Source organism: Acidovorax sp. GW823-FHT05D11, from assembly GCF_058795695.1.
This window is the reverse complement of the sequence record NZ_CM179502.1, coordinates 559,127-581,082: the sequence shown is the minus strand read 5'-3', so window position 1 is coordinate 581,082 and position 21,956 is coordinate 559,127. Positions and strand designations below refer to the sequence as shown.

The 21,956-nt window shown below is 68.5% G+C and carries 12 protein-coding genes; 4 read left to right on the top strand and 8 right to left on the bottom strand.

Going from position 1 to position 21,956, the window contains the following annotated elements:
- Nucleotides 1–256 precede the first annotated feature (256 nt).
- Nucleotides 257–3,622 carry an EAL domain-containing protein gene (locus AC3RCE_RS02690; protein ID WP_492245716.1) on the top strand — a complete coding sequence of 1,122 codons (3,366 nt, stop codon included), beginning with the start codon at nucleotides 257–259 and terminating at the stop codon, nucleotides 3,620–3,622.
- 55 nt (nucleotides 3,623–3,677) lie between these two features.
- Here AC3RCE_RS02690 and AC3RCE_RS02685 read toward each other — a convergent pair whose 3' ends face one another.
- Nucleotides 3,678–6,563 carry an IPTL-CTERM sorting domain-containing protein gene (locus AC3RCE_RS02685; protein ID WP_492254455.1) on the bottom strand — a complete coding sequence of 962 codons (2,886 nt, stop codon included), beginning with the start codon at nucleotides 6,561–6,563 and terminating at the stop codon, nucleotides 3,678–3,680.
- 387 nt (nucleotides 6,564–6,950) lie between these two features.
- Between AC3RCE_RS02685 and AC3RCE_RS02680 the strand changes: the two genes are divergently transcribed.
- Both AC3RCE_RS02680 and AC3RCE_RS02675 read left to right on the top strand, forming a co-directional pair.
- Nucleotides 6,951–7,697, top strand: coding sequence for a helix-turn-helix transcriptional regulator (locus AC3RCE_RS02680; RefSeq protein WP_218297342.1), 747 nt, complete (start codon nucleotides 6,951–6,953; stop codon nucleotides 7,695–7,697).
- Nucleotides 7,687–9,654, top strand: a complete 1,968-nt coding sequence (locus AC3RCE_RS02675; RefSeq protein ID WP_492254454.1) for a sensor histidine kinase — start codon at nucleotides 7,687–7,689, stop codon at nucleotides 9,652–9,654. The genes AC3RCE_RS02680 and AC3RCE_RS02675 overlap by 11 nt, the downstream gene beginning before the upstream one ends.
- Before the next feature lie 174 nt (nucleotides 9,655–9,828).
- Here the strand turns inward: AC3RCE_RS02675 and AC3RCE_RS02670 are convergent, their stop codons facing one another.
- Genes AC3RCE_RS02670 through pgaA form a run of 6 tightly spaced genes read right to left on the bottom strand, consistent with a single transcriptional unit; the run spans nucleotide 9,829 to nucleotide 19,584 of the window.
- Nucleotides 9,829–11,184 (bottom strand): sigma-54-dependent transcriptional regulator, encoded by a 1,356-nt coding sequence (locus AC3RCE_RS02670; RefSeq protein ID WP_492254453.1) that lies wholly within the window; start codon nucleotides 11,182–11,184, stop codon nucleotides 9,829–9,831.
- Nucleotides 11,184–13,088, bottom strand: coding sequence for a sensor histidine kinase (locus AC3RCE_RS02665; protein ID WP_492254452.1), 1,905 nt, complete (start codon nucleotides 13,086–13,088; stop codon nucleotides 11,184–11,186). Before AC3RCE_RS02665 ends, AC3RCE_RS02670 begins: the two co-directional genes overlap by 1 nt.
- Nucleotides 13,089–13,138: 50 nt before the next feature.
- On the bottom strand, nucleotides 13,139–13,720 hold the full coding sequence (gene pgaD, locus AC3RCE_RS02660; protein WP_218297346.1) for a poly-beta-1,6-N-acetyl-D-glucosamine biosynthesis protein PgaD: 582 nt from the start codon (nucleotides 13,718–13,720) through the stop codon (nucleotides 13,139–13,141).
- On the bottom strand, nucleotides 13,710–14,987 hold the full coding sequence (gene pgaC, locus AC3RCE_RS02655) for a poly-beta-1,6-N-acetyl-D-glucosamine synthase (RefSeq protein WP_218341350.1): 1,278 nt from the start codon (nucleotides 14,985–14,987) through the stop codon (nucleotides 13,710–13,712). Before pgaC ends, pgaD begins: the two co-directional genes overlap by 11 nt.
- Complete coding sequence (gene pgaB, locus AC3RCE_RS02650) at nucleotides 14,984–17,080, bottom strand: poly-beta-1,6-N-acetyl-D-glucosamine N-deacetylase PgaB (RefSeq protein WP_492245720.1); 2,097 nt, start codon at nucleotides 17,078–17,080, stop codon at nucleotides 14,984–14,986. The genes pgaC and pgaB overlap by 4 nt, the downstream gene beginning before the upstream one ends.
- Nucleotides 17,080–19,584, bottom strand: a complete 2,505-nt coding sequence (gene pgaA, locus AC3RCE_RS02645) for a poly-beta-1,6 N-acetyl-D-glucosamine export porin PgaA (RefSeq protein ID WP_492254451.1) — start codon at nucleotides 19,582–19,584, stop codon at nucleotides 17,080–17,082. The genes pgaB and pgaA overlap by 1 nt, the downstream gene beginning before the upstream one ends.
- Before the next feature lie 425 nt (nucleotides 19,585–20,009).
- On the opposite strand from pgaA, the gene AC3RCE_RS02640 reads away from it, so the two are divergent.
- Nucleotides 20,010–20,219, top strand: a complete 210-nt coding sequence (locus AC3RCE_RS02640; RefSeq protein ID WP_492245722.1) for a hypothetical protein — start codon at nucleotides 20,010–20,012, stop codon at nucleotides 20,217–20,219.
- 155 nt (nucleotides 20,220–20,374) lie between these two features.
- Here AC3RCE_RS02640 and pdxR read toward each other — a convergent pair whose 3' ends face one another.
- Nucleotides 20,375–21,859, bottom strand: a complete 1,485-nt coding sequence (pdxR, locus tag AC3RCE_RS02635) for a MocR-like pyridoxine biosynthesis transcription factor PdxR (protein ID WP_492254450.1) — start codon at nucleotides 21,857–21,859, stop codon at nucleotides 20,375–20,377.
- Nucleotides 21,860–21,956: the final 97 nt, after the last annotated feature.

Sequence of the window (21,956 nt, the reverse complement as noted above, 5' to 3'; positions counted from 1 at the left end):
TTCTAGGGACTCGCCGTGCCCCACGGGACCGGCGGGCGGCGCGCCCTGAGGGGGCCCACAGAGCTCCACCATGCCATCTATTGGTTCCCCGCAAGGCCTCCAGTCGGTATATTCGACCTGGCCGATAGCAGCCAGCCAACGGATTCCTGATGTGCTGCACGATGCAGCAGGCATGGCGAACCCCGTCCTTCCGGTGCCGGCGTACTGTTCGATCCGGGTCCATCCGGCCGGGTCTCCTCACGGAAAGGTCAATACGGTGGCACGCTGGTCCAGTTTCGAAAGCAAGGTCGCCATTGCATTCGGCGCCGCCGTGCTGGTGGTGGCGGCGCTGGTGGCGGCCACCTGGCGGGTGGCGAACGATGCGTCCCAGACCGCGCTGATGCTCGCGCATACCCATGAGGTGCTCAACAACTTGGCCCGCACCCGTGGCTATACCCTGCAGATCGAGCTGGCCACGCAGAACTTCCGGCTCAGCGGAGACCCCGCCCACATCGCCGAACGCGACGACACCATCGCGCAGAGAGAGCGCACGCTGGAGAGGATCCAGTTGCTGACCGCCAGCAACCCCGACCAGCACCAGCGCTGGGGCCAGCTGCGGGAAATCGTGAACCAGCGGATGGTGATCTCCCGGCAGGTCGAGATGCTGCGCAAGACCCAGGGCCAGGAGGCCGCCAATGCCTTCGTGGCCACGGCGCCGCTGCGGGCCACGCGCGCACGCACCTACGAGCTGCTCGGCGACATGGACACGGCGGAGCGCCACCTGCTCACGCTGCGTGCCAACGCGCATGCCCAGGCACGGCAGAAACTGGTGGTGGCGGGCTCCATCGCCGCCGCGATGCTGGTGGCCCTGCTGGGCGCGACCTACCTGCTGATCCGCCGGCAGCTGCGCGAAACCGAAACCAGCCAGCGCGCGCTGGCGGACAGCGAAGAAAGCCTGTCGACCACGCTGCACTCCATCGGAGATGCCGTGCTGGCCACCGACACCGAGGGCCGCATCCTGCGCATGAACCCCGTGGCCGAGCAGTTGACGGGCTGGCCCATCGCGCTGGCCCGGGGGCTGCCGGTGGAAGCGGTGTTTCGCATCGTCAACGAACAGACCCGCGAGCCCGCCCTGGTGCCCGTGGCCGCCGCGCTTGCCACCGGCGAGATTCAAGCCCTCGCCAACCACACGTCGCTGCTCGCGCGCGACGGCACGGAATGCCCCATCGCGGACAGCGCGGCCCCCATCCGGGATGCCAACGGCCAGCTGCATGGCGTGGTCCTCGTCTTCCGTGACGTCACGGCAGAGCGCCAGGCCGAGCAGACCATTCGCGCGCAGAACATCCTGCTGGAGTCGCACGTCCGGGAGCGGACGACGCAGCTCAAAGAAAGCGAAGACCACCTGCGCAGCGTCATTGGCGCGGTTCCCGCGCTGATCGCGTTCGTGAGTGCCGAGCGGCGCTATGTGTATGTGAACGACCAGTACCGCCAGAGCTTCGCCCCGGAACGCGCGGACATCACGGGGTGCACGGTGCAGGAAATACTCGGCGACGAACGCTACGGCCAGGCCGCCCCGATGATCGACGGCGTGCTGGCGGGCACTCCGCAGGCCTATGACTGGCAGCCCTTCCCCGGGGTCTGGCAGGCCATCCGCTACCTGCCCAGGTTCGAGGCGCACGACAAGGTGGGCGGCTACTACGTGCTGGGCACCGACATCACGGACCGCAAGCACTTCGAGAACCGCATACAGACGCTCAACACCGAACTGGAGCAGCGCATACGGCAGCTGGAGCACGCGACCCGCGCCCTGCGCACCCTGAGCGCCGGCAACCGCACCATGCTGCGGGCCAGCGAGGAACAGGATCTGCTGGACAGCATGTGCCAGGCCATCGTCACGGCCGGCGGCTATGGCATGGCCGTGGTCTGGTACTGCGGCAGCCGCCCGGAGCTGCCCCTTGAACCCATGGCCGAATGCGGCTACCCCGGCGGCATGGACGCGCTGCGGCAGCTGGGGCTGGACCTGAGCGGCACGGCCCTGGGCCAGGGGGTCACCTCCAGCGCCATCCGGACCGAGGAGGTCTGCCTGGTGCGCAACATGAACACCGACCCCGGCCATGCGCCCTGGCACGGCAGGCCCCACGGGCCGAGATCCGGCATCTCGTGCCCGCTGCGGGTGGCAGGCCGGGTCATTGGCGCCTTGTCCATCTACGACCCGGAACCCGACACCTTTGGCGAGGACGAAATCGCGCTGCTCACGGAGTCCAGCGATGACCTGGCCTATGGCATCGCGACCTTGCGCTCGCGCGTCGAACAGGAGCGCGTGCAGGCCGCCATGCACCACTTCACCCGGCATGACCCGTTGACGGGCCTGCCCAATGCCCTCCAGTTCGAAGAGGCGCTGGCCGCCGCCATCCACGAAGGCGGTGAACAGCCGCGCTCGCTGGCGGTGCTGCAATTCAATATCGAGCGCCTGAGCGAAATCAACGAAGCGCTGGGCTTTGCGCACGGCGACGACATCCTGCGCGAGTTCGCACGGCGGCTGCAGCGCAGCGCCCCGCCATCGGCCCTGGTGGCCCGCCTGCGCGGCGATGAGTTCGCGGCCCTCTTGCCGGACAGCGACCTGCACGCCGCCCGCCACACGGTGAACATGCTGGAGCAGAACTTGTCACAGCCGATTTCGGTGGCCGGCATCGCGCTGGATGTGGTGGCCAAGGCCGGCATCGCGCTGTTCCCGGAGCACGGGCGAACCGTGCACGACCTGCTGCGCCGCATGGACAAGGCGGTTCACCAGGCCAAGAGAATGGGCGTGGACCACGTCGTTTTCATTCCTCAGCAGGAACAGGACCAGGCCGAGCGCCTGAACATGGCGGGCGAGCTGCGCCACGCGATCGACGCCGGCCAGCTGCGGGTCTACCTGCAGCCCAAGGTCGATTTCGCCAGCGGCCGCGTCTGCGGCGCCGAGGCACTGGTGCGCTGGCTCCACCCCCAGCGCGGCCTGCTGGCGCCCGGGGTCTTCATCGAACTGGCGGAGCACACGGGGCTCATCAAGCCGCTGACGGAATGGATGCTGGTGTCCGTGCTCGACATACTCCAGGCCTGGCAGCGCCAGGACTGCGCCCTGCCCATCGCCGTCAACCTCTCGGCGCGCAACCTGCGCGATGAGCAGCTGTTCGCCAAGTTCCGCCACTGGCAGCGCGAGCGCGGCGTGGCACGCGGGCTGCTGGAGGTGGAGATCACCGAGAGCACCGTCATGGAGGATGCGCAATACGCCATGGGCGTGCTCCACGCCCTGCGGGAGGAAGGCATTCCGCTGTACATCGACGACTTTGGCACCGGCTACTCGTCCCTGGCATACCTGCAGAAGCTCCCCGTGGACTGCATCAAGATCGACCAGTCTTTCGTCGCCGCCATGACACACGACAAGAGCTCCGCCAAGATCGTGCGCTCCACCATCGACCTGGTCCATGACCTGGACCGCAAGACAGTGGCCGAGGGCATAGAGACCCGCGAGCACTGGGAGCAGCTCTTGCATCTGGGGTGCGACATAGCGCAGGGCTACTTCATTGCCAGGCCCATGCCGGCAGACGAGTTCCCGGCGTGGGCCGCCAGCTTCAGGGCACCGGCTCCCCCGCCCGGGGGATGACCGCGTTCACGCGCCGGGCAGAGGCCGTGCGCCCGGGACGGCGCCTGCGCCCCCATCAGCCCCGGCGGCGGCGCAACCCCAGCAAGGCCATGGCAGCCAGCGTGGCCCCCGTCAGCACGACGCCCCATTCGCTCAGCGTGGGAATGGCGGTAGCCAGGCCCGCGGGGGCCAGTGGCATCACCGGGTCCACGATCACGCCGTTCTGGGCCCAATCGTCGTCCCCCAGCTGGCCGTCGGTCAGGTCGAAACTCACGGCGTTGCCGTCGATGGTGAGATTCCTCGGCGCAAAGAAGCTGGCGCTGGCGGCGCCGCTGCTGGCCCTGCCGTACTTGGTGAAGCCGGCGACCGGCTGCGGCCACAGGGTGGTCACACGCACCGTGGCGCCCGGGGTGCAGTCCACCAGCCGGACGCGGAACGCGCCCTGCGGCGCGCTCTGCCCCGGCGGGGCGGCGCTGGCGGCCATGAAGCCGGTGGCGGCGGGGTCGAACCGGCAGCCGGCGCCTCCACCCGTGAAGCTGGCGCTGGCCGGGCCGCCCGCACCCGTGGTGGGCACGGTGGTGCCGCTGTAGGTGACAGGGATGGCGATGGTCTGCTGCACCTGGGCGGCAGCGGCGTAGTTCGCGTCGCCTGCCTGGTTGGCATTGACGGTGCAGGTGCCCGCGCCGGCAAATGTCACCACGCTGCCCGCGACCGAGCAGGCCCCGGCCGTCGAGGCGGCATCGATGGTGAACACGACCGGGTTGCCCGAGCCGCCGCCGAGGGCTGACACCGCATAGGCCCCGCCCACGACGGGGTACGCCGGTGGCGTGGAGGTGAACGTGATCGCCTGGCCGGGCAGGACCACCTGGTTGACGAGGACGTTCATCGTCGTCTTGATCGTGCCGTCGCCCTTGCTCGTCGCCGTGAGCGTGCGCGAGCCGGGCCCGGCAAACGTCGCCGCGAACGCCGCGCTGCCTTCGCTTTGCTGGATCTCGCCCGGCATCGTGTCGCCCGGGTTGCTGCTCGTGATCGCCCAGCGTGTCGTATCGTCGATGTTCGCATTGACCGGGTCGGCCACGGTCAGCCGGAACGGGATCGGCGCATTGGCCGCGACCGTCACCGACGCGGCGCCGGGCACCATGTCGATGGTGCCCGGGCCACCGAGCGACGGCGCGGGCAGCGGCAGGTTCTCGAAGTGGATGACGGCGCGCAGGTTGTGCCCCGGCATGCTGATGATTCCCTGGTACTGGCCCGCGACGCGGTTGGCCCGGGCGTCGTAGATGTAGTAGCCGGTGCCGCCATCGCCCATGAAGCCCTGCTCCGCCGGATCGGGATCACTCTGAATGATCGCGCTGGCGCCGCTGGACGGCACCGCGACGTTGATCGGGGTCGCATAGGGCAGGTAGGAACCTTCGGGGGTCGATGCCCTTGGGTCGATGACGATGGGGTTTCTCGTGAAGAGCTGCCCCAGGCGCGCGCGCAGCGACAGCGACGGGTTGCACATCCCATCGCCCAGCGCAAGGCAGTAGTTGCGGGTGTGTTCGCTGTCGTCCCTGTCGAACTTCATGAAATTGCGCATCCTGTCCGACACGGGCGTGATCGCGGCGACGAAACGCGGCATGTGCCCGGTCCGGGTGTTGTTGTCGCTGTCCAGCGTCAGCGGAGCCTGCAGGTTCGTCGAGCCGGCGATGGCGAAGTTCTCGCGGCGATCCGCGTTGTAGGCACCCGCGAGCGCGGAGACATAGCCCTCACTGGCATCGACGAACAGGGACTGGTTCTGCGCATCCCGGTCGAGCGGTGCGGTGGCGAACAAGGCTGCTGCGGATGGTTCGGTCCAGCCCCCGTTCCAGGAGGTGACCTGCTGGTTCTGCGAGGTGAATCCCGGCCTGGTGTAGAAATTCGCCTGCGGCTGTGCCGTGGCCTGTTCCGGCACCGGCGCATTCACGAACGCCACCATGGTTTGCTTGACCCCCACGGAACCCATCTCGTTCAGGGCGGTGCGCAAGGTGAAGGCGCCCGTGGGCAATGATTGCGGCTGTATCAGCGCATATGCCCGGTTGCCCGGGACGCCGCTCAGCCACAGATTTTCGTCCTGGGCAAAATTCCGTGAAGCCACGGAGGGGTCGATGGACGACTGGCGCACGCTGGTCGCGGCATAGGCGTTCCTGGTGGCGCCCACCGCATCGCTGAGCGTGATCAGCAGCTGGGGCTGGTGCAGTACATGGGCCTGCCCCGCTGGCAGCTCCTTGCTCGCGAACTCGAAACTGCCAAAGGTGTTGTCGTTGGGATCGGGGGCCGCGCCCACACGCATCATCGACTCGACGTTGTTGGCCAACCGGTATTTGACCAGCTTGGTGACATCGAAGCTGTAGAAACCCGGCGTGGTGATGCGCAGGGGCTGCGCGGGACTGTCCGCATCGGTGGCGGCCGCATCGGCGCTGGCCACGGACTGGCCGCAGTGGGGTGCCGTGTCCTCGCGCTCGAAGCAATCGGCACCGTCCTGATGGGCGCTGAATATCGCGATGTAGCCAGGCGCGGCCACTTTCTCCACATAGAGCACCAGGCGCGCGCGCGCGACCTTGTCGGCATTCAGCGTGTAGGCTTCCTGCCCCACGGAGGCCGTCGTGCTCGCCTTGTCCACGACCAGCTTGGTCAACGTTCCGCTCGGCAACGTGGCGTACGAGAACTTCAGCTGCGCATTCGCGTCGGGGTTCACGAGCAGCGTGGGCTCGAAGGGGAAATAGTCCGCGTTGCGGGTGTAGCCGTCGGCGACAAGCGGCGCCTCGATCCACGACGACAAGGTCGCTCCGCCACAGGCCTGCAGCAAGACCACCGCCGCCGCAAGCGCGAGCCCCCGGACCGCCCGGGACCTTTCCAGGGATGCGCCCGCGCTGCGCCCTGGCTGGGAGCTGTGGCGCGCCGTTGCGCCCGGCCGCATCGCGGCCTCTACCATCCGAATCATGTATTCCTCACTCCGTGGTGCGTTCGAGAAAAGCCGCTCGGGCTTGCCCTGGATGGAACGGTGTCGGCCACCGTGTTCTTGTGGATTCAGGCGCAGGCCCCTGCTTGCGGGACCGGAAGTTACCGGATGGGCACGGTTTTGTATGTCCCCCGTTTGGGCGACATGACAAGGGCCCCGGGGGATGGCAGCATGGACAGAGCACCCGCCGAATGGGCGCGCATTGACGACCTGGAACCCATGCAGAAACCCACCGACCCCGCATGCAGCCCGAAGAACCGACCATGATCCGCCGCTTGCCACCGTACCGGCTGGCGCAGCCGGCCTGCCGGGCACAGCAGCCCCGCCAGGCCCGGCGCTTTTGACCTGGGCCTGTGGCAGCATCGGCGCATGGTTTCCCTTCCTCGCACAACTCCCTGGGCGCCGGATGCGGCGCCTGCGCCCCCTGCCATCCGCGTGGCGGTGGTGGAGGACGACTTCGTCTGCCGCAACGCGCTGGCGCATGCCTTGCAAGGCGCGGCCGACATGCATCTGCAGTGGGTGGCGGCCAGCCGCGCCGAAGCGCTGGCGGCGCTGCAGGCGGACGATGCGCCGCTGGACGTGCTGCTGCTGGACCTGGGGCTGCCCGATGGCAGCGGGCTCGACGTGCTGGCCGTGCTGCGCGCGCGCTGGCCCGGGGCGGCGGCCATGGTGAGCACGATCTTTGGCGATGAGGCGCATGTTCTGGGCGCCATCGAGGCCGGTGCGATGGGCTACCTGCTCAAGGACCTGCCACCCAGCGCCGTCGTGGACGAAGTGCGCAGCCTGCATGCGGGGGGCAGCCCCATCAATCCGATGGTGGCGCGCAAGCTGCTGCTGCGCCGCGCGCAGTCTCCCGTGACAGCCAAGCCGTCAGCGGGCCTGGAGCCGGGGTTGGCGGCGGCGGAGATCACGGAGGTGGCACCTTCGGCGCGCGAGGCCGAGTTGCTGCGCATGGTGGCACGCGGCTACACCCTGGACGAGGTGGCGCGGGCGATGGGCGTGTCGCGCCACACGGTGCGTACCTTCGTGCGGCGCGTGTACGCCAAGCTGCAGGTGACGACCCAGGCCGAAGCGGTGAGCGCCGCGGCGCGCAAAGGGTGGATCGATGTGGCTTGATCTCGTGCGCCTGGCGCTGCGGTTCTTGCTGGCCGGTGCCGCCGCCGGGGGCGCGGCGCTGGCAGGCGTGCTGCCCGCGCACCTGGTGCAGGCGCAGGCGTGGAATCCCGCCAGCGGGGGCTGGGCGCCGCCGCCCTCGCTGCACGAATCACCCGATGCAGTGCTTTCGAGCACCATACCGTGGAGCACGGTGGACCTGCCACATGCCCGCGCACGCAGCACGGTCTCGACAGCCGCGCAGGCCGATGCGCCACCCGAGGTGTGGTGGTACCGCCTGCGGGTGCCGGGCGAGGCGCTCGCCGCCACGCCCCAGGGCACGCGCCTGTACATCCCGCGCTGGCAGACAGTGGGCACGGTGGCGGTGTATGCCGATGGGCACCTCGTCTGGCAGTCGCACGGCAGCCGGGTCTGGAACAGCTTCAACCGCCCGGTGTGGGTGGACCTGGCGGGCCATGCTGCGCCCGGCGTTCCCCTGGAGGTGCATGTGCGCATGGCCAACCTGCCCGGCGTGGGCGGCGCGCTGTCCAGCGTGTGGGCCGGGCCGGCCGAGGCGCTCTGGCCGGGGTGGCGGCTGCGCAGCCTGCTGCAGACCGACCTGGTGGCCTACCTGCGCGGTGCCTACCTCGTGCTGGGTGTGTTCGCGCTGGCGGTGTGGCTGGTGCGGCGCGGCCGGGGCGAGGCGGGCTACCTGCTGTTCTTCCTGCTGTCGGTGGGGCACTTGCTGGCCACGCTGTTCTACCTGGTCGATGCCGAGGGCTTCGGCGTGCCCGACGAATGGTTCTCCTGGCTCACGCTCGTGGGCTCGCTGGGGTCGTCGGCCTGCTCCTTCTTTCTGTTGTGCCGGATGCAGGGCCGGGGCTATCCGCGGCTGGCGCGCGCCGTGGTCGCCTATTGCGGCTTGGTGGCGCTGGCGGCCCTGCCACTGTGGGACCTGCGGCACGAGGCGATGCTGCCGCTGTTGCGCCTGGCGCTGTTTCCTCCGGCCCTGGTGGTGCTGTGCGTGGCGGCGCTGGGCGCTTGGCGCGAACGCTCCTGGTCCAGCGTGCTGCTGGCCGGGGCCGTGGCGCTCTCGTTTCCCCTGGCCATCCACGACCTGGCGATGCAGCGCTACCGCATCAGCATCGAGCACATCTACCTCACGCCCTACGTGTACATGGGCGTGTTCACCATGTTCCTGCTGGTCGGGTTCACGCGCTACCACCGCGCGCTGGAAGTCGCCGAGCAAGCCAATGCCGTGCAGGCCGAGCGCCTGGCCGCGCAGGAATTGCAGCTGCGCGAAACACACGAGCTGCTGCGCGCCGCCGAGCGCGAGCAGACGCTGCTGCACGAGCGCCAGCGCCTGATGCGGGAGATGCACGACGGCGTGGGTTCCTCGCTGATGAGCGCACTGCGGCTGGTAGAGACTGCGCCGGCGGCACCCGTGGACGTGGCGCAGGTGCTGCGGGAGTGCATCGACGACCTGAAGATCTCCATCGACTCACTGGAGCCCGTGAATGCGGATCTGCTGGCACTGCTGGCCGGCCTGCGCTATCGGCTCGGGTTGCGGCTGGAGGGCGCGGGACTGGTCATGCACTGGCAGGTGGACGACCTGCCGCCGCTGCCCTGGCTGGACGCGCAAAACGCGCTGCACGTGCTGCGCATCCTGCAGGAGATCCTCACCAACATCCTCAAGCACAGTGGCGCGACGGAGATCGTGCTGAGCACGGCCGAGGCCGTCTGGCCCCCGCCAGAGGGCGGCGGCGATGGCACGCGCGGCGTGCAGGTGTGCATACGGGACAACGGCCGTCCATTCACCCCCCCGGCGTCCGAGGCGCTGGCGCCCGCCCGCCGGGGCCTGCCCAACGTGCACAGCCGCGCGCTGGTGCTGGGCGCGCATTGCACCTGGAGCACCAGTGACGGCGCCCAGGCGCAAGGTTCCACCTTCACGCTGTGGCTGCCGCTGCACAAGCAGGGCTGACACCCCGCCCTCCGCGCGAGCCAGCCGCCACGGGATCGTTGGCACCGGTTCAGGGCCGATGGCGCCAGCACAAGGCATCCACCGCAGCGACAGCGGTGGCGCTCCAGAGGGCATGAAGTGTCGCCATCGAGCGAAGAAGACTATGCGATGGGGACTTCCGTGCGCAGCGGGACCCTAGCCGCGCAGGAAGTCTCTTGCCACCAGGCCATGCCGGCGCAACTTGTCGTACAGCGTCTTTCGGGGGAGATGGAGCTGCTCGGCGGCCTGGGCCACGCGGCCCCGTGCCTGGCGAAGCGCTTCACTTATCAGCGCGGCCTCTGTTTCGTCCACGCGCGCGGTGAGCGACGTAGAAACCGGCGGCGGATCGGCTTGCGAAAGCCCGTCGGGCAGGCCCAGGCAAAGCCTCTCGGCAACGTTGCGCAGCTCGCGGATATTGCCGGGCCACCGGTGGGCCTTCCAGCGGCGCAGGTCGTCATCGCTCCATTCCGGTTGCGCCATGCCGTGGTGTTGGGCGAACTCGCGCAGGAAGTGGACCATGAGCAGCGGGATGTCCGGCATGCGATCGCGCAATGGCGGGACGTCGATCGTCACCACATTGAGCCGGTAGAACAAGTCCTCGCGGAATCGGCCTGCCGCCGTCATGGCCTTGAGGTCCCCCTTGACGGCGGCGAGCACGCGGCAATCGACGGGTATGGAGACATTGCTGCCCAGCCGTTCGATCTCGCGCTCCTGCAGCACCCGCAGCAGCTTCAGTTGAACGGAGAGCGGCATCGACTCGATTTCATCGAGGAACAATGTGCCTTTGTTGGCGAACTCGATGCGCCCCACGCGCCGCTTGGCGGCGCCGGTGAAGGCACCCACCTCGTGGCCGAAGATTTCACTCTCGATGACGCTCTCTGGCAGGGCGCTGCAGTTGAGCGCAACAAAGGGACCGCTGCGGCCGCTGGCGGCATGAATCGCCCGTGCCACGACCTCCTTGCCCGCGCCCGTCTCTCCGGCGATCAGGACATCCACGTTGGTCGCCGCCAGTGCGCGAACCAGCTGGCGGACACGCTGCATGGCGGGTGTCTGGCCAATGAGCGGACGCCCCTCTTCGCAAGGCAAGCGCTCACGCAGGCGCCGGTTCTCTTCCAGCAGCACGCGCCGCTCGACGGCCCGGCGCACGACGCCGACCAGCGTTTCCGAGGAAAACGGCTTCTCTATGAAATCGTAGGCGCCTTCGCGCATTGCCTGCACCGCCATGGCGACGTGCCCGTGCCCGGTGATGAGAACCATCGCGACTTCACGATCATGCTGGCGCAATCTGTTGAGCAGCTCCAGGCCATCCATGCCGGGCAACTTGACGTCGCTCACGACGGCCCACGGCTGCACGTCCTCGAAAACATCCAGCGCGGCCTCCGCGCTGCCGACCGCCTTCACGGCGATGCCGGCAAGCACCATGGCTTGCTCGAGGCCGCGCCGCACGGCGGGCTCGTCATCCACGAGGAGAACTCGCGGCCTTTCGTCGGCAGGGATGGGTGGCACGGGCATCAATAGACCTCCAGCGTGATGGTGAAGAGCGCGCCCTGCCGGTCCAGGTTGCGCGCTTCGATGCGCCCGCCGAAGCTCTCGACGATGCTTTGCGAAAGGGCGAGCCCAAGACCCAGCCCCGCGCCCGCGGGCTTGGTGGTGTAGAACGGTTCGAACAGCCGTTGCATGGCCTCTGGCGCGATGCCGCCGCCCGTGTCGCTGACGGAGATGACGGCATGGCGCCCTTTTTGCCGGACCGCCACCCTCACCAGGCGCTCCGCCCGGGACTCGACCGCGTCGAGCGCGTTGCGCATCAAGTTCACGAGCACCTGTTCGAGCCGGGTGGCGTCGGCCCGCACCGGGCGGGTCGCCAGCGTTGAGCTGACCAGGATATCCGCCCGCACCTCGCACCGCCGAGACTCTACGAGCATGAGCGCATGATGGATCGCCATGTCCATGGCCACGGGTTCGAGGCTGGTGCTGTCGGCGCGGGCAAAGGCCTTGAGCAGCGCCATGATGCGCCCCATGCGGGCGGTGAGTTCGCTGATGAGGTGAAGGTTCTCGCGCACCTCTTCCAGGCGCGCGCCGTCAAGCAGCGTGATCGCGTTGTCCGACAGGGTCCGCAGTGCGGTGAGCGGCTGGCTGAGCTCGTGGCCCATGCCTGCAGACATCTGCCCGAGCACGGCGAGCTTGCCCGCATGCACCGCACCGTCCCGCGTCTCATGAAGAATCGCCTCGGTACGGCGCAGTTCTTCGATCTTGCGTTCCAGCGAGGCATTGGCGTGGCTGATATCCGCCGTGCGCTCGATGATGCGCTGCTCAAGCCGGGCATTCGCTTCCACCAGCGCGCGCTTGGCTTTGCGCATCTCCTCACGACGATACCGGCCTTCCTGAAAGCCGATGGTGAGCGCCCCCAGGAAGGCGGCGACGGAGGCGGCGGCCAGTGCGGCCAGGACGGCGGCGCGGCGCGAGGGTGCCTGGTCCACCAGAAGTGCGGCACGCCAACCCAGATCTTCGCTCGCATGGGTGGCCATGGTGTAGTGCGTGATGCCCCCTTCGCGCACGAGCGTTGCGTGGGACCGGGTGAAATCCAGCCCCGGCCCGGGCAGCGCGAGCAGCGGCAGGTCCCCATACTGCCGCGATTGCCGGATGCGGTCGCGCGCGGCCGGTGCGAGCGCGGCGACGGTGCGGTACCGCCACTCGGGAACGGAGCTGAGAATGACCACGCCCTCGCGGTCCGTGAGGATCACCACGTCGGTGCTCTGCCGCATGGCTTCCTCGAACTTTTCGAGCGAGAGCTTGACCGCGATCACACCGCGGGCGCCGCCCGGCGCCACCACGCCGGCCGCCAGGAAGTAGCCGGCTTCGCCGGTGGTGGATCCGATGCCGTAGAAGCGCCCGGTGCGGCCCGCCATCGCATCCTTGAAGTAAGGCCGATAGGCATAGTTCTCGCCAACGAAGGTCAGCACCTGGTTCCAGTTGCTCGAAGCCAGCGTCGTCCCGCCGGCATCCAGCAGGTAGACGGCAGAAATGCCGGAGGCCTTCGCCACTGTTTCAAGATACGCGTTGGCGGCGGCCTGGGCCGCCAGCGTGTTCGTGTCCAGCAGCGAGCCAAGCGTTGACTTGAGTCCGATGATGCCTGGCAGGGCTTCGTTGCGATGGACGAGCGCCTGCAGGCTGAGCACGACAAACTCGAGGCGTTTCGCGGCGCCCCGGGCCTGCTCTTCCCGATAGAAAGTGAAGGAGGCCACATAGGCGACCGCGCCGCACAGCGCGCATGCCGCCAGCACGACAACGTGGCGCCACCGCCAGCGGAGCGTCGTGCCCGCCCGGGCGGGTATCGAGAGATCGCCCGAGGATGCATCGCGCGCCGGATCCGCCGCAGGCAAGACCCGCAGCGAAGAGGCATTGCGGGGTGTCGTCATGGGCGATCCGTGGGGTCAACCTGCCTGCACGGCGCAGGCCCATTCTTCCATCAGCGCCGTCCCCGGCGCGATGCAGGGGGCTCGGGCTCCAGCTCCCCGGGGGTGGTGTCGGTGGCATCCCTGAGCTGCCCTTCATGGTCGTGGTGAACCAGCAGCTGCCGCGTGCGCTGCCAGGACGACAGGCGGGCGGGCGGCACGTCAATGTAGGAGGCCAATGCGGACAGCGACGATGGCTCATGGGTGGATGGCGCCTCGCGTTCATGCTGGCGGCGGCGCCACGGTGCCACCACCAGCATCGATACAAGGATCGCGGCGATCACTGCCGCGTACAGGCCAAGCAGATGTAGCACTTCGGGCTGCGAGCGGGCATTGAGCACATAGGGCCAAGCGTACCAGACCGCACAGAACCAGATCGCAAGAGTGAGCGCAGGGCGCAGCACGCGCAGCCAGAGGTACATGGCGAGCGTGCGCCGCGGCGACCGGCCCGCGCCGAACGCCTGCAGCGAAACCCGGGCGGCATCGATGATCGGCTCCTCGCCCACTGGCTGCCCCCAGGAATGCCGCCGGCTCGGTGGGCGCACGTCGGCGTGCGGCGCGGGCGGCAGGGAATGGTCGTCGGGCTCATGAGACATCGGAGACTCCTCGGTCGGGGCTCGTCCACACCGCGCGCTTGCCGCGGCGGCGCATCAGAGCGTTGGGAAGCGCGACCACGGTGGTGGTCATCGTGATGGTCCAGAATGCGATCGGATACCAAATCGTTCCGGCGAAATAGCGCATGAGATCGCGGTCGTAGCGCCGGTCGATCCACAGGCTCAGCAGCATCTGCAGGATGCAGGTCATGGCCAGCAGCGTGCCTTGCCAGTGCGGAAGAAGCGTGGAGTGCCACACCGATTCCTGCGGCAGCAGCGGACGCATCGCGCTGATCAGCAGCACGATCGCCATCGCGTAGGCCCACACCACGCTCGCCATGTATTCGCCATAGATGAGCCACAGGCGCCAGCTGCGCAGACGCAGGATGGAGGGCGTGATGCGCAGCATGGTCTGGATACCGCCCACCGCCCAGCGCAGGCGTTGTTTCCAGAGGCCGCGCAGCGTTTCCGGCATCAGAATCCAGCACAGCGCGCGCGGCTCGAACCGCAGCCGCCAGCCAAGGAGCTGCAACTTCCAGCTGATGTCGATGTCTTCGGTGAGCACATCCGGGCTCCAGAAGCCCACCTCGAGTACCGCGCGGCGGCGGAACATGGCGAGCACGCCGGACACCGTGAACAGCGTGCCGACAAGCTGCTGCGAGCGCTTGATGAGACCGATGATCGAGGAGAACTCACCCACCTGCATGCGCCCGAGCAGCGTGGTGCGCGTACGGATGCGCGGGTTGCCCGTGACGGCGCCAATGCGGTCCGAGACCAGCATGCGCCGCAGCATCCAGGCGATGGCGTTGGGGTCCACCAGCGCGTCCCCGTCGATGCCGAGAATGTACTCGCCGCGCGCGAGCTGGCTCGCGGTGTTGAGGCCGACGGCCTTGCCCTGGTTGCTGGCGTTGTGGATCACGCGCAGGCGGCTGAACTCCAGCGTCATCGCGTCGAGCAGATCGCCAGTTCCATCGGTGCTGCCATCATTGACGGCGATCACTTCATAGTTCGGGTAGCGCGTGCGCATCAGCTGCTCGATCACTTCTCGCAGGTGAGGCGCCTCATTGAAACAAGGGACCACCACCGTGACGAACGGCCGCGAGGGCAATGCCAGCAAAGGGTCGGTCTCTACGTCGTCCTTGCGTTCGAACGCCCACGCGTGCGAAAGGCCGCCGGCCATCCACACCCATGCCATGAAGAACGGGTAGTAGAAAACGAAACCGAAGAGCAGCGAGGGCAGCGCCTGGACGAGCCACGGGCCGGAGGTCATCGGGATTCCCCGGCCTGCGCAGGCACCGCAGGCGCCGTCTGTGGAGGGACCGTCGCCGCGGCACCCGCCGGCGAGCGCAGCGCGCGCGGCAGCAGCTTGCGCACCGAGATCGCGCGGCGCACCGTGTCGAGCGAGGGATGGTTGCCAAGAAAGTCATCCGGGTAGTAGCCCAGGTGCCGCACGCCTGCGCGCTGCAGCTGCGCCCACTGGCGCGTGAGCTCGTCGTTGGGCACGGGCTTTCCGGTATGCCAGTCGCGGGCCTGCAATTCGAACACGGTGCCGTCCAGGCCACGGGGGGTGTCGGCTGCGCGGCGCGCCAGCCGGGCAAGCCAGCCCTGGGCATCGCTCTCGCGCTCCATGCGCGGCATGGCCATCAGCGCAACATAGTCGTAGGCCGCGAGCGATGCTTCGTAGTTTTGCGCGAACCATTGCTCCGCCTCGGGTTCGAGCACGGGGCGGGCGTACAGGTTGCGCGCGGTTTCGAGCGTTGGCCGCCAGGCGCCCACCCGGCCCAGGAGCTCCTGGGTGAACTCGATGAGGTGGCGGGTCTTGGCGGTGGTCCAGCGGGACCGCAGCGCCGGATCGGCCTGGATGGCGCCCACGTCGGGCGGCAGGCCCCAGCGGGCGTAGGCGGACAGCGCGTCGGGAGAGGCGTCCTCGTCGTCGGCCAGCATTGCGTCGTCGTGGAACAGCAGGCCATCGAAGAAGGTGTAGCGGCCCAGGTCTTCATAGATGTCGCCGATCAGCGTGCGCACCGCCGGATGGAAGGGCGTGAGCCGGTGATAGCGGTCGGCCGGCGCCTTGCCGCCCCGCGCCATCACCGTATGGGCAGACAGTGGATGCGAAGCCGGCAGACGGTAGGCCATCACCGGCATCCAGGCATAGACCTTCACGCCGGCGCGGCTGCGCAGCTGCCAGGCAGCGCGGCCGAACAGGTCGGCGCGCACGGGCAGATGGCGGTTCGGGAAGTACATGGCATCGGCCACGCCGTCGCCATCGGGGTCGGCGTAGGCCTGCAGGAACACCGAGCGCGGCCGCACGGCGGCCACACGCTCGATCAGTGCCGAAAGGTTGCGCTCCTGCTGTCCCGGATCGGGGTCGTACACATAGTCAAGGTCCACGTGCATCACGCGGTTGACAGGCCGCGTCTCGCCGCCCGCAGGGCTGCGCAGGAGCTGGGCGTATTCGGGCGCCGCATTGTCGTAGACGGCCAGCGCGCGGCGGATGCGTGCGAGCGGCACGGCGGCCGTATTGGGACCATCGTCCAGCGTGAAGGTGATCGGCATGCCCGCGCGCTCGGAGGCCCGCAGCGCCATCGCGTTGTAGGCGCCATAAGGCCAGACGGTGGCGCGGACCCTGGCGCCGGTGCGCGCCTCGATGATCTCCCGGCTGCGGCGCAGGTCGGTCTCGATGCGGTGCCGGTAGGCGGCATCTTCTTCGTAGCGGCCGGTCCCGGGATCGTAGCGATGCGTGGCGGCGGCCGCCAGCATGTTCCCCTGCGGGTTGGCCTGGATTCCCATGTGCATGGCATCGCTGTGGCTGGCGAACTCGGCCAGGCCCGAGCGCGCCATTTCGGCGGCCTCGCGCCAGAGCAGGAAGTTCTCGCGTGGCGCCGGCTTGTCGCCCCAGTGCACCGGCTGGCCTTCGGGCACCTCGAGCCAGCTCGTCACCAGCGCGAACAGCGCCGGGTACCCGTAGCGCTTGAGCAGCGGAAACACCTTGGTGTAGGCGCTGCGGTAGCCGTCGTCGAAGGTCAACAGCACGGGCCGGACGGGCAGGGGCCGGCCGCCCGCACGCGCGTCGATGATCTGCTGCAGGCTCACCGGGTGGTAGCCGCTGTACTGCAGCCAGGCGAACACCTCCACGAGCGTGCGGTCGTCAATGGCGGTGGCATCGGGCGAGCTCTCGAAACTGGCGCGCACGCCGGTGCGCACGTCATGGAACGAGATCACGCGAAAGCTCACGCCATCGTCGGGGTCAGCCGGCGGCAGCGGTTGGGCGGGCGCAAGCCGGGACAGCGCGCACAGCGCAAGCCCGATCAGCAGCCATGCCATGGCGGCCCGCAGGAAGGGGAAGGTGTTCTTTGCGGACATCACTGCAGGGGCATCGAGAAGTTCAGAAAGACGCTGCGCTGTCGTTCGCGCACGCCGTCGTAGGGATGGCTGGCGATGCCCAGGCCGTAGCGCAGCGTGAGCCGCTGGCCCAGGCTCCAGCTGTGTTCATAGCGCAGGCTCCACAGCGGTCCGCTGCCGAAGCCGCGCTGGTGATAGTTGCCGCCACCGACCTCGATGGCCTGGAAGAACTGCCGGTCGTCGCTCTTCCACGTGAGCCATTGGGCCCGCGCCGCAAGCCGCACGCTGGCATCGCGCGGCGGGTTGAAGTACGGCGTGTCCAGCACGCGGCCACGGCCCGTGCCGGCCTCGAGCCGGGTCTCGGCCTGGACGCGCGGCGTGCTGACCCAGCGCTCGGTCCAGCCCAGGCCCAGGCCGCTGCGCACATTGCCGTCGCTGAAATCCAGGCGCTGCCACTGCAGGTTGAAGCGGCGCGCCTCGTTCACCACATGGCTCACGCCGCCCGCCATCTCGCGCGCGCCTGTGCCAGCTACCCGCGCCTTCCAGGGCAGTTCCTTGCTGTCGCCATCGTAGGCAGCCCACAGCCGCCAGGCATCGCTGGCGCGGTAATCGACGCGACCGGCCACCCCGTTGCGGTAAGGGCCGGCAGCGGCATGCTGCAGAGCACCTTCGGCCACCCAGGGACCGCGCTGCCAGCGCAGGCCGAGGCCACCACGGACCCTTTTGGCGTTGCCGGCCTCGGTGCTGCCCTGGGCGAGCGACTGGTCGTAGAACACGCGCCACTGGTCTGCGATGAGTCCCGAACTCAGCCGGCTGTCGATGCGCCACTCGCTGCTGGCGATCACGGCGCCACCACGCGACGCCGCGGCGTCGACCTCAAGCCGCGCACCGGTGAGGGTATCGCGCTTGCGTTCCATGTCGCGCACCTGCAGGCTGTCGGGAACATCGGCCACCAGCGATGCGGCGCGCTGGCGGGCTTCGCCGAACCAGCCCGCACCGAGCAGCGCCTCGACATGGCCGACGCGCATGCCGATGTCGTCGGGATGGTCCGCCATCTGCGCCTCAAGGCGCGCGAGCCCGGCCTCGGGGCGTTCGCGCAAGCGCTCGGTGAGACTGGCGCCAAGGGCATAGCCCGCGTTGAGCGGCGCGTCCAGCGTCAGCGCCGTGAAGCTCTGCTGAGCAAGCGCGAGCCGGTCGGTGTAAAGCTGCATCAGCGCACGCATGCCAATCACCTCGGTGTATTGGCTGTTGGGCCGGCCAGGTTCGGGTGCCAGGCGCGTGAGCGCCGGCGTGCTCTCCTCGAGCCGCTTGAGCAGCGCTTCAGCCTGTTCGAAGCGGCCGGTGTCCAGGTAGGCATAGACCAGACCGAAGTGGATTTCGCCCGGCATCGGCACGTCCGCCCCACCCTTCGCGATGGCGGCTTCATACAGGGGCACGGCCTCGGCCGAACGGCGCTCCTGCGCGAAAGCGCGGGCCGCCGCGGCGAGTCCGTGGAACGACAGGTCGATGCCCGCCAAGCTCAGGGTTTCGTAGAGCGCGACGGCGTCCCCGGGACGGCCACGCTCCACCAGCGCGAGCAGCCGATCGGACTCAAGATTCCTGCGCAGCACGCGCCAGGCCTCGGCGTCCGCGCCGCGGGCCTGCTGCGCCGCGGCTTCGAGCCGGACCAGGGCGGCCTCCTGGTCGGCCAGCACCTTGTCGAGTGCGACCACGCGCGCCACGCCCCGGCGTTGGTCGCGCTCCTGGAGGGCCCAGCGCAGCCGCTGGGCCAGTGCCTTCTGTTGCAGCATGGACAGCGCCAGCGCGGAAAAGGCGCCGGGGTTTTTCCCTGCGGCTGCTTCGGCGTCGTCGAAGGCGGTAGGCGCCGCGCCGTTGTCGGCGAGCAGAAAGTCGGCCTCGCGGCGAATGTCCAGGCGCTCGGGGCGCAGCGCACCGGCCTCGGCGTAGGCGGCCATCGCGATCAGTGGCTGGTCTTCGGCGCGGGCCACGGCAGCGCGCAACTCCAGCAGCGCGACACGGACTTCGATGTGCTCTACCGCTTTCCGCATGAGCGCCTCGCTGATTGTTTTCGCGCCCACGACATCTCCGCTGTCGAGGCGCCAGAAAGCTTCGTGGATGCGGGGTCCGAGCGCCTGCGGCTGCCGCGCGCGCCAGATGCTGATGGTGTCGCCTTGCAGCGCGGTGTCCTGCACGCGCCGCGCGGCCACGGCGAGCGCCTCCAGCGCGTAGTCGCTCAACCCCGCCGCGGTTTGCTGGCGTCCCAATGTCACGGCTTCGGCGAACTGGCCGCCGGCGGTCGCCATCACGACGGCGTCGGAGACCAGACGCTGGCGCACGCTGTCGCTCAATGGCACGTCGAGCCAGTCCTTCAACTGCTGCAGCGCTTGGGCCGGGGGGACATGCCCCCCGCGGTGCGCCAGGATCAAGGCATCATGCCGCTGCGGGTCATAGGCCATGGAACTGCGGCCCGTGGCAGCTGGGGCGGAGTCCGCCGGGTTCGCGAATGCCACCGAGGCACCCAGCATCAATGCGCAGGCGATGGGAGGGAAAGCCGTTGACCACCCTCGATGCCGCAGCGGAACTGCGCCGACAGCCCCGGATGGCCGTTCCGCGGCAAACGATCCACCGTCTTGTTGGAGGACTGGCACTCGGCAATCCGGCTATCGATGGAATTTGGCAGCAGTGCGCGGCGCCCATGCACACCCCAGGCGCTCGCCGTCATCGCCGATGACTGCCTGGCAAGACGGGTGGAGGCAGGGTGGAGGGGCGTGCGGCTTGGGGTGTGACAGCATGGAGATGGGGGTTCCTGAACCTGTGTTGGACGAAGCCGCCTTGTTCATGGCGGCTTGAAATCACGCAAGAAGATGGTTCACACGGCATCCATTTCTGCAATCGATGAACCGATCAACGAATGTCCATCTAGCAACGCATGTGCCACACGGCGCCATCCTTGGAAGTCATTGATTTCAAAGAGATTTCCATTTCCATGGCGGCACCTTTCCCGCATTCCTGGATGAAAATCCATCCCAGAAAACCGGAGAGGCTGGAAATCCGCACATGCCGCGCGGTGATGCCCTGCGCCCGCGTTCACCCCGGACGCGGCATGTGCCTGAAGGAAAGACAACCCCGGGCTTGTCCGGCCCGTGCCGGCGGCCAATGAGCCGACAGACCGCCCCCATACGCTGGGCGCCTTGCGGCTGGGGGGTGTCGCTGCGGGTGGATGGCCGCGCTGCGCATCCACAGAATGGCCATGGGGCTTCGGCAGCAACCTCGACGGATCCGAAACCTTTCCAGCCACGGACTGGGCGGCCGCCTTCAACGATCCAGCGTGCGCAACACCTGCGCGAGCTTCTTCACAGCGGTCTCCAGCTCCTTCGGCGCATACGCGGCAAACCCCATGAGGAATCCGGCCCGGCTCGTGCCCGCTGCATGCAATGGCGTAAGCCCCAGCAGATCGATACCGGCACGCTGCGCTGCGCCCATGGCTTCCAGCTCGGGAATGTCGCGAATGAACCGGCAGGGCATTTGCATGCCGCCGTCCGGCACTTCAGGCTCGACGAAGTCTGCCAGGTGCCTGCGCACGAGCAGTTCCAGGGCATCGCGCCGCTCACAATAGACGGCACGCATGGTCCGCACGTGCGCCCCGAAATGGCCACCCTCCATGAAGCGCGCCAGGGTCAGTTGCGGAATCGGCGCGCTGTGCCCATCCAGCAGGGTGCGTGCGGCGGTCATCGGAGCCACGAGTTCGGGCGGCAGCACCATGAAGGCAATGCGCAAGCCCGGAAACATCGACTTGGTGAATGTGCCGATGTAGATCGTTCGCTGGTTCGGGTCCAGGCCCTGCACGCAGGCCGTGGGCTTGCCCGCGTAATGGAACTCGCTGTCGTAGTCATCCTCGATGATCCAGGCCTGGTGCTGCCGGGCCCATTCGATGATGTCCAGCCGCCGGTCCAGCGCCAGGGTGGCTCCGGTCGGAAATTGATGCGAAGGCGTGAGAAACACCGCCTTGCCCGGTTGCCGCGCCTTGCGCAGAGGCTCCACCCGCATTCCCTCCCCATCCAGCGGCACGGGCACACATTCCAGCCCCGCGGCGTCGAACGCCTTGCGCGCGCCGTGGTACACGGGGTCTTCAACGAAGATGCGGTCGCCAGCGTCCAGCAGCACGGTAGCGCACAGGGTCAGGGCCTGCTGGGAGCTGGTGAGCACCAGCACACGCTCGGCCGTGGCATGCGCGCCGCGTTCGAGATTGACGTAGTTCGCAATCGCACGCCGTAGCGGCTCCATCCCTTGCGGTGGGCTGTGCAGCAGTGCCGTGGTGCCCCAGTCCTTCAGCACCTGCCGCTCCAGCCGCTCCCAGGTGGCCAGCGGGAAGCCGCGCGTTTCCGGCACGCCGGGAGCGAACGGGCGGGGAGCCAGAAAGTCCCGCACCCCACCGCCGCGGAACATGGCCGATCCGCGCTGGCTCAGCCGCAGAGGTTCCCGCAGTGCTGCAGGGCGCCGCCCCGTGCCCCGCCCCCGCAAACGCTGAGCCCTCTCCGAAACGAAGCTGCCGCTGCCCACGCGCCGTTCGATAAACCCCTCGGCATGCAGCTGGCTGTATGCCGCCTCCACCGTGTCGCGGGACAGGCCCAGCGACTTTGCCAGTGCGCGCGACGCAGGCAGTGGCGCCCCCACCTCCAGCGCACCGTCGAGGATGAGTTGCCGGATGGCGCGCTGAATGCGCGCGTGCAGGGGCAAAGCGCCATGCGCTGGATCGAGCAGCCAGGCTTTCACGGATTCGAGTTGCGCATGCTTGAACAATTGGCCGGTATCTCATTGAAAAATTGGCTGGGCACAGTATGCCATTTCAAGCCTATAAATCAGCACCATGGCCTGCTCCATGGGGCCACTTTCAGGA

What these genes read in the sequence shown, in the direction of transcription:
- AC3RCE_RS02685 (WP_492254455.1), bottom strand. Translation starts at nt 6,563, where the DNA reads ATGATTCGGATGGTAGAGGCCGCGATGCGGCCGGGCGCAACGGCGCGC.
- AC3RCE_RS02680 (WP_218297342.1), top strand. Translation starts at nt 6,951, where the DNA reads ATGGTTTCCCTTCCTCGCACAACTCCCTGGGCGCCGGATGCGGCGCCT.
- AC3RCE_RS02675 (WP_492254454.1), top strand. Translation starts at nt 7,687, where the DNA reads ATGTGGCTTGATCTCGTGCGCCTGGCGCTGCGGTTCTTGCTGGCCGGT.
- AC3RCE_RS02670 (WP_492254453.1), bottom strand. Translation starts at nt 11,184, where the DNA reads ATGCCCGTGCCACCCATCCCTGCCGACGAAAGGCCGCGAGTTCTCCTC.
- AC3RCE_RS02665 (WP_492254452.1), bottom strand. Translation starts at nt 13,088, where the DNA reads ATGACGACACCCCGCAATGCCTCTTCGCTGCGGGTCTTGCCTGCGGCG.
- pgaD (WP_218297346.1), bottom strand. Translation starts at nt 13,720, where the DNA reads ATGTCTCATGAGCCCGACGACCATTCCCTGCCGCCCGCGCCGCACGCC.
- pgaC (WP_218341350.1), bottom strand. Translation starts at nt 14,987, where the DNA reads ATGACCTCCGGCCCGTGGCTCGTCCAGGCGCTGCCCTCGCTGCTCTTC.
- pgaB (WP_492245720.1), bottom strand. Translation starts at nt 17,080, where the DNA reads ATGTCCGCAAAGAACACCTTCCCCTTCCTGCGGGCCGCCATGGCATGG.
- pgaA (WP_492254451.1), bottom strand. Translation starts at nt 19,584, where the DNA reads ATGCTGGGTGCCTCGGTGGCATTCGCGAACCCGGCGGACTCCGCCCCA.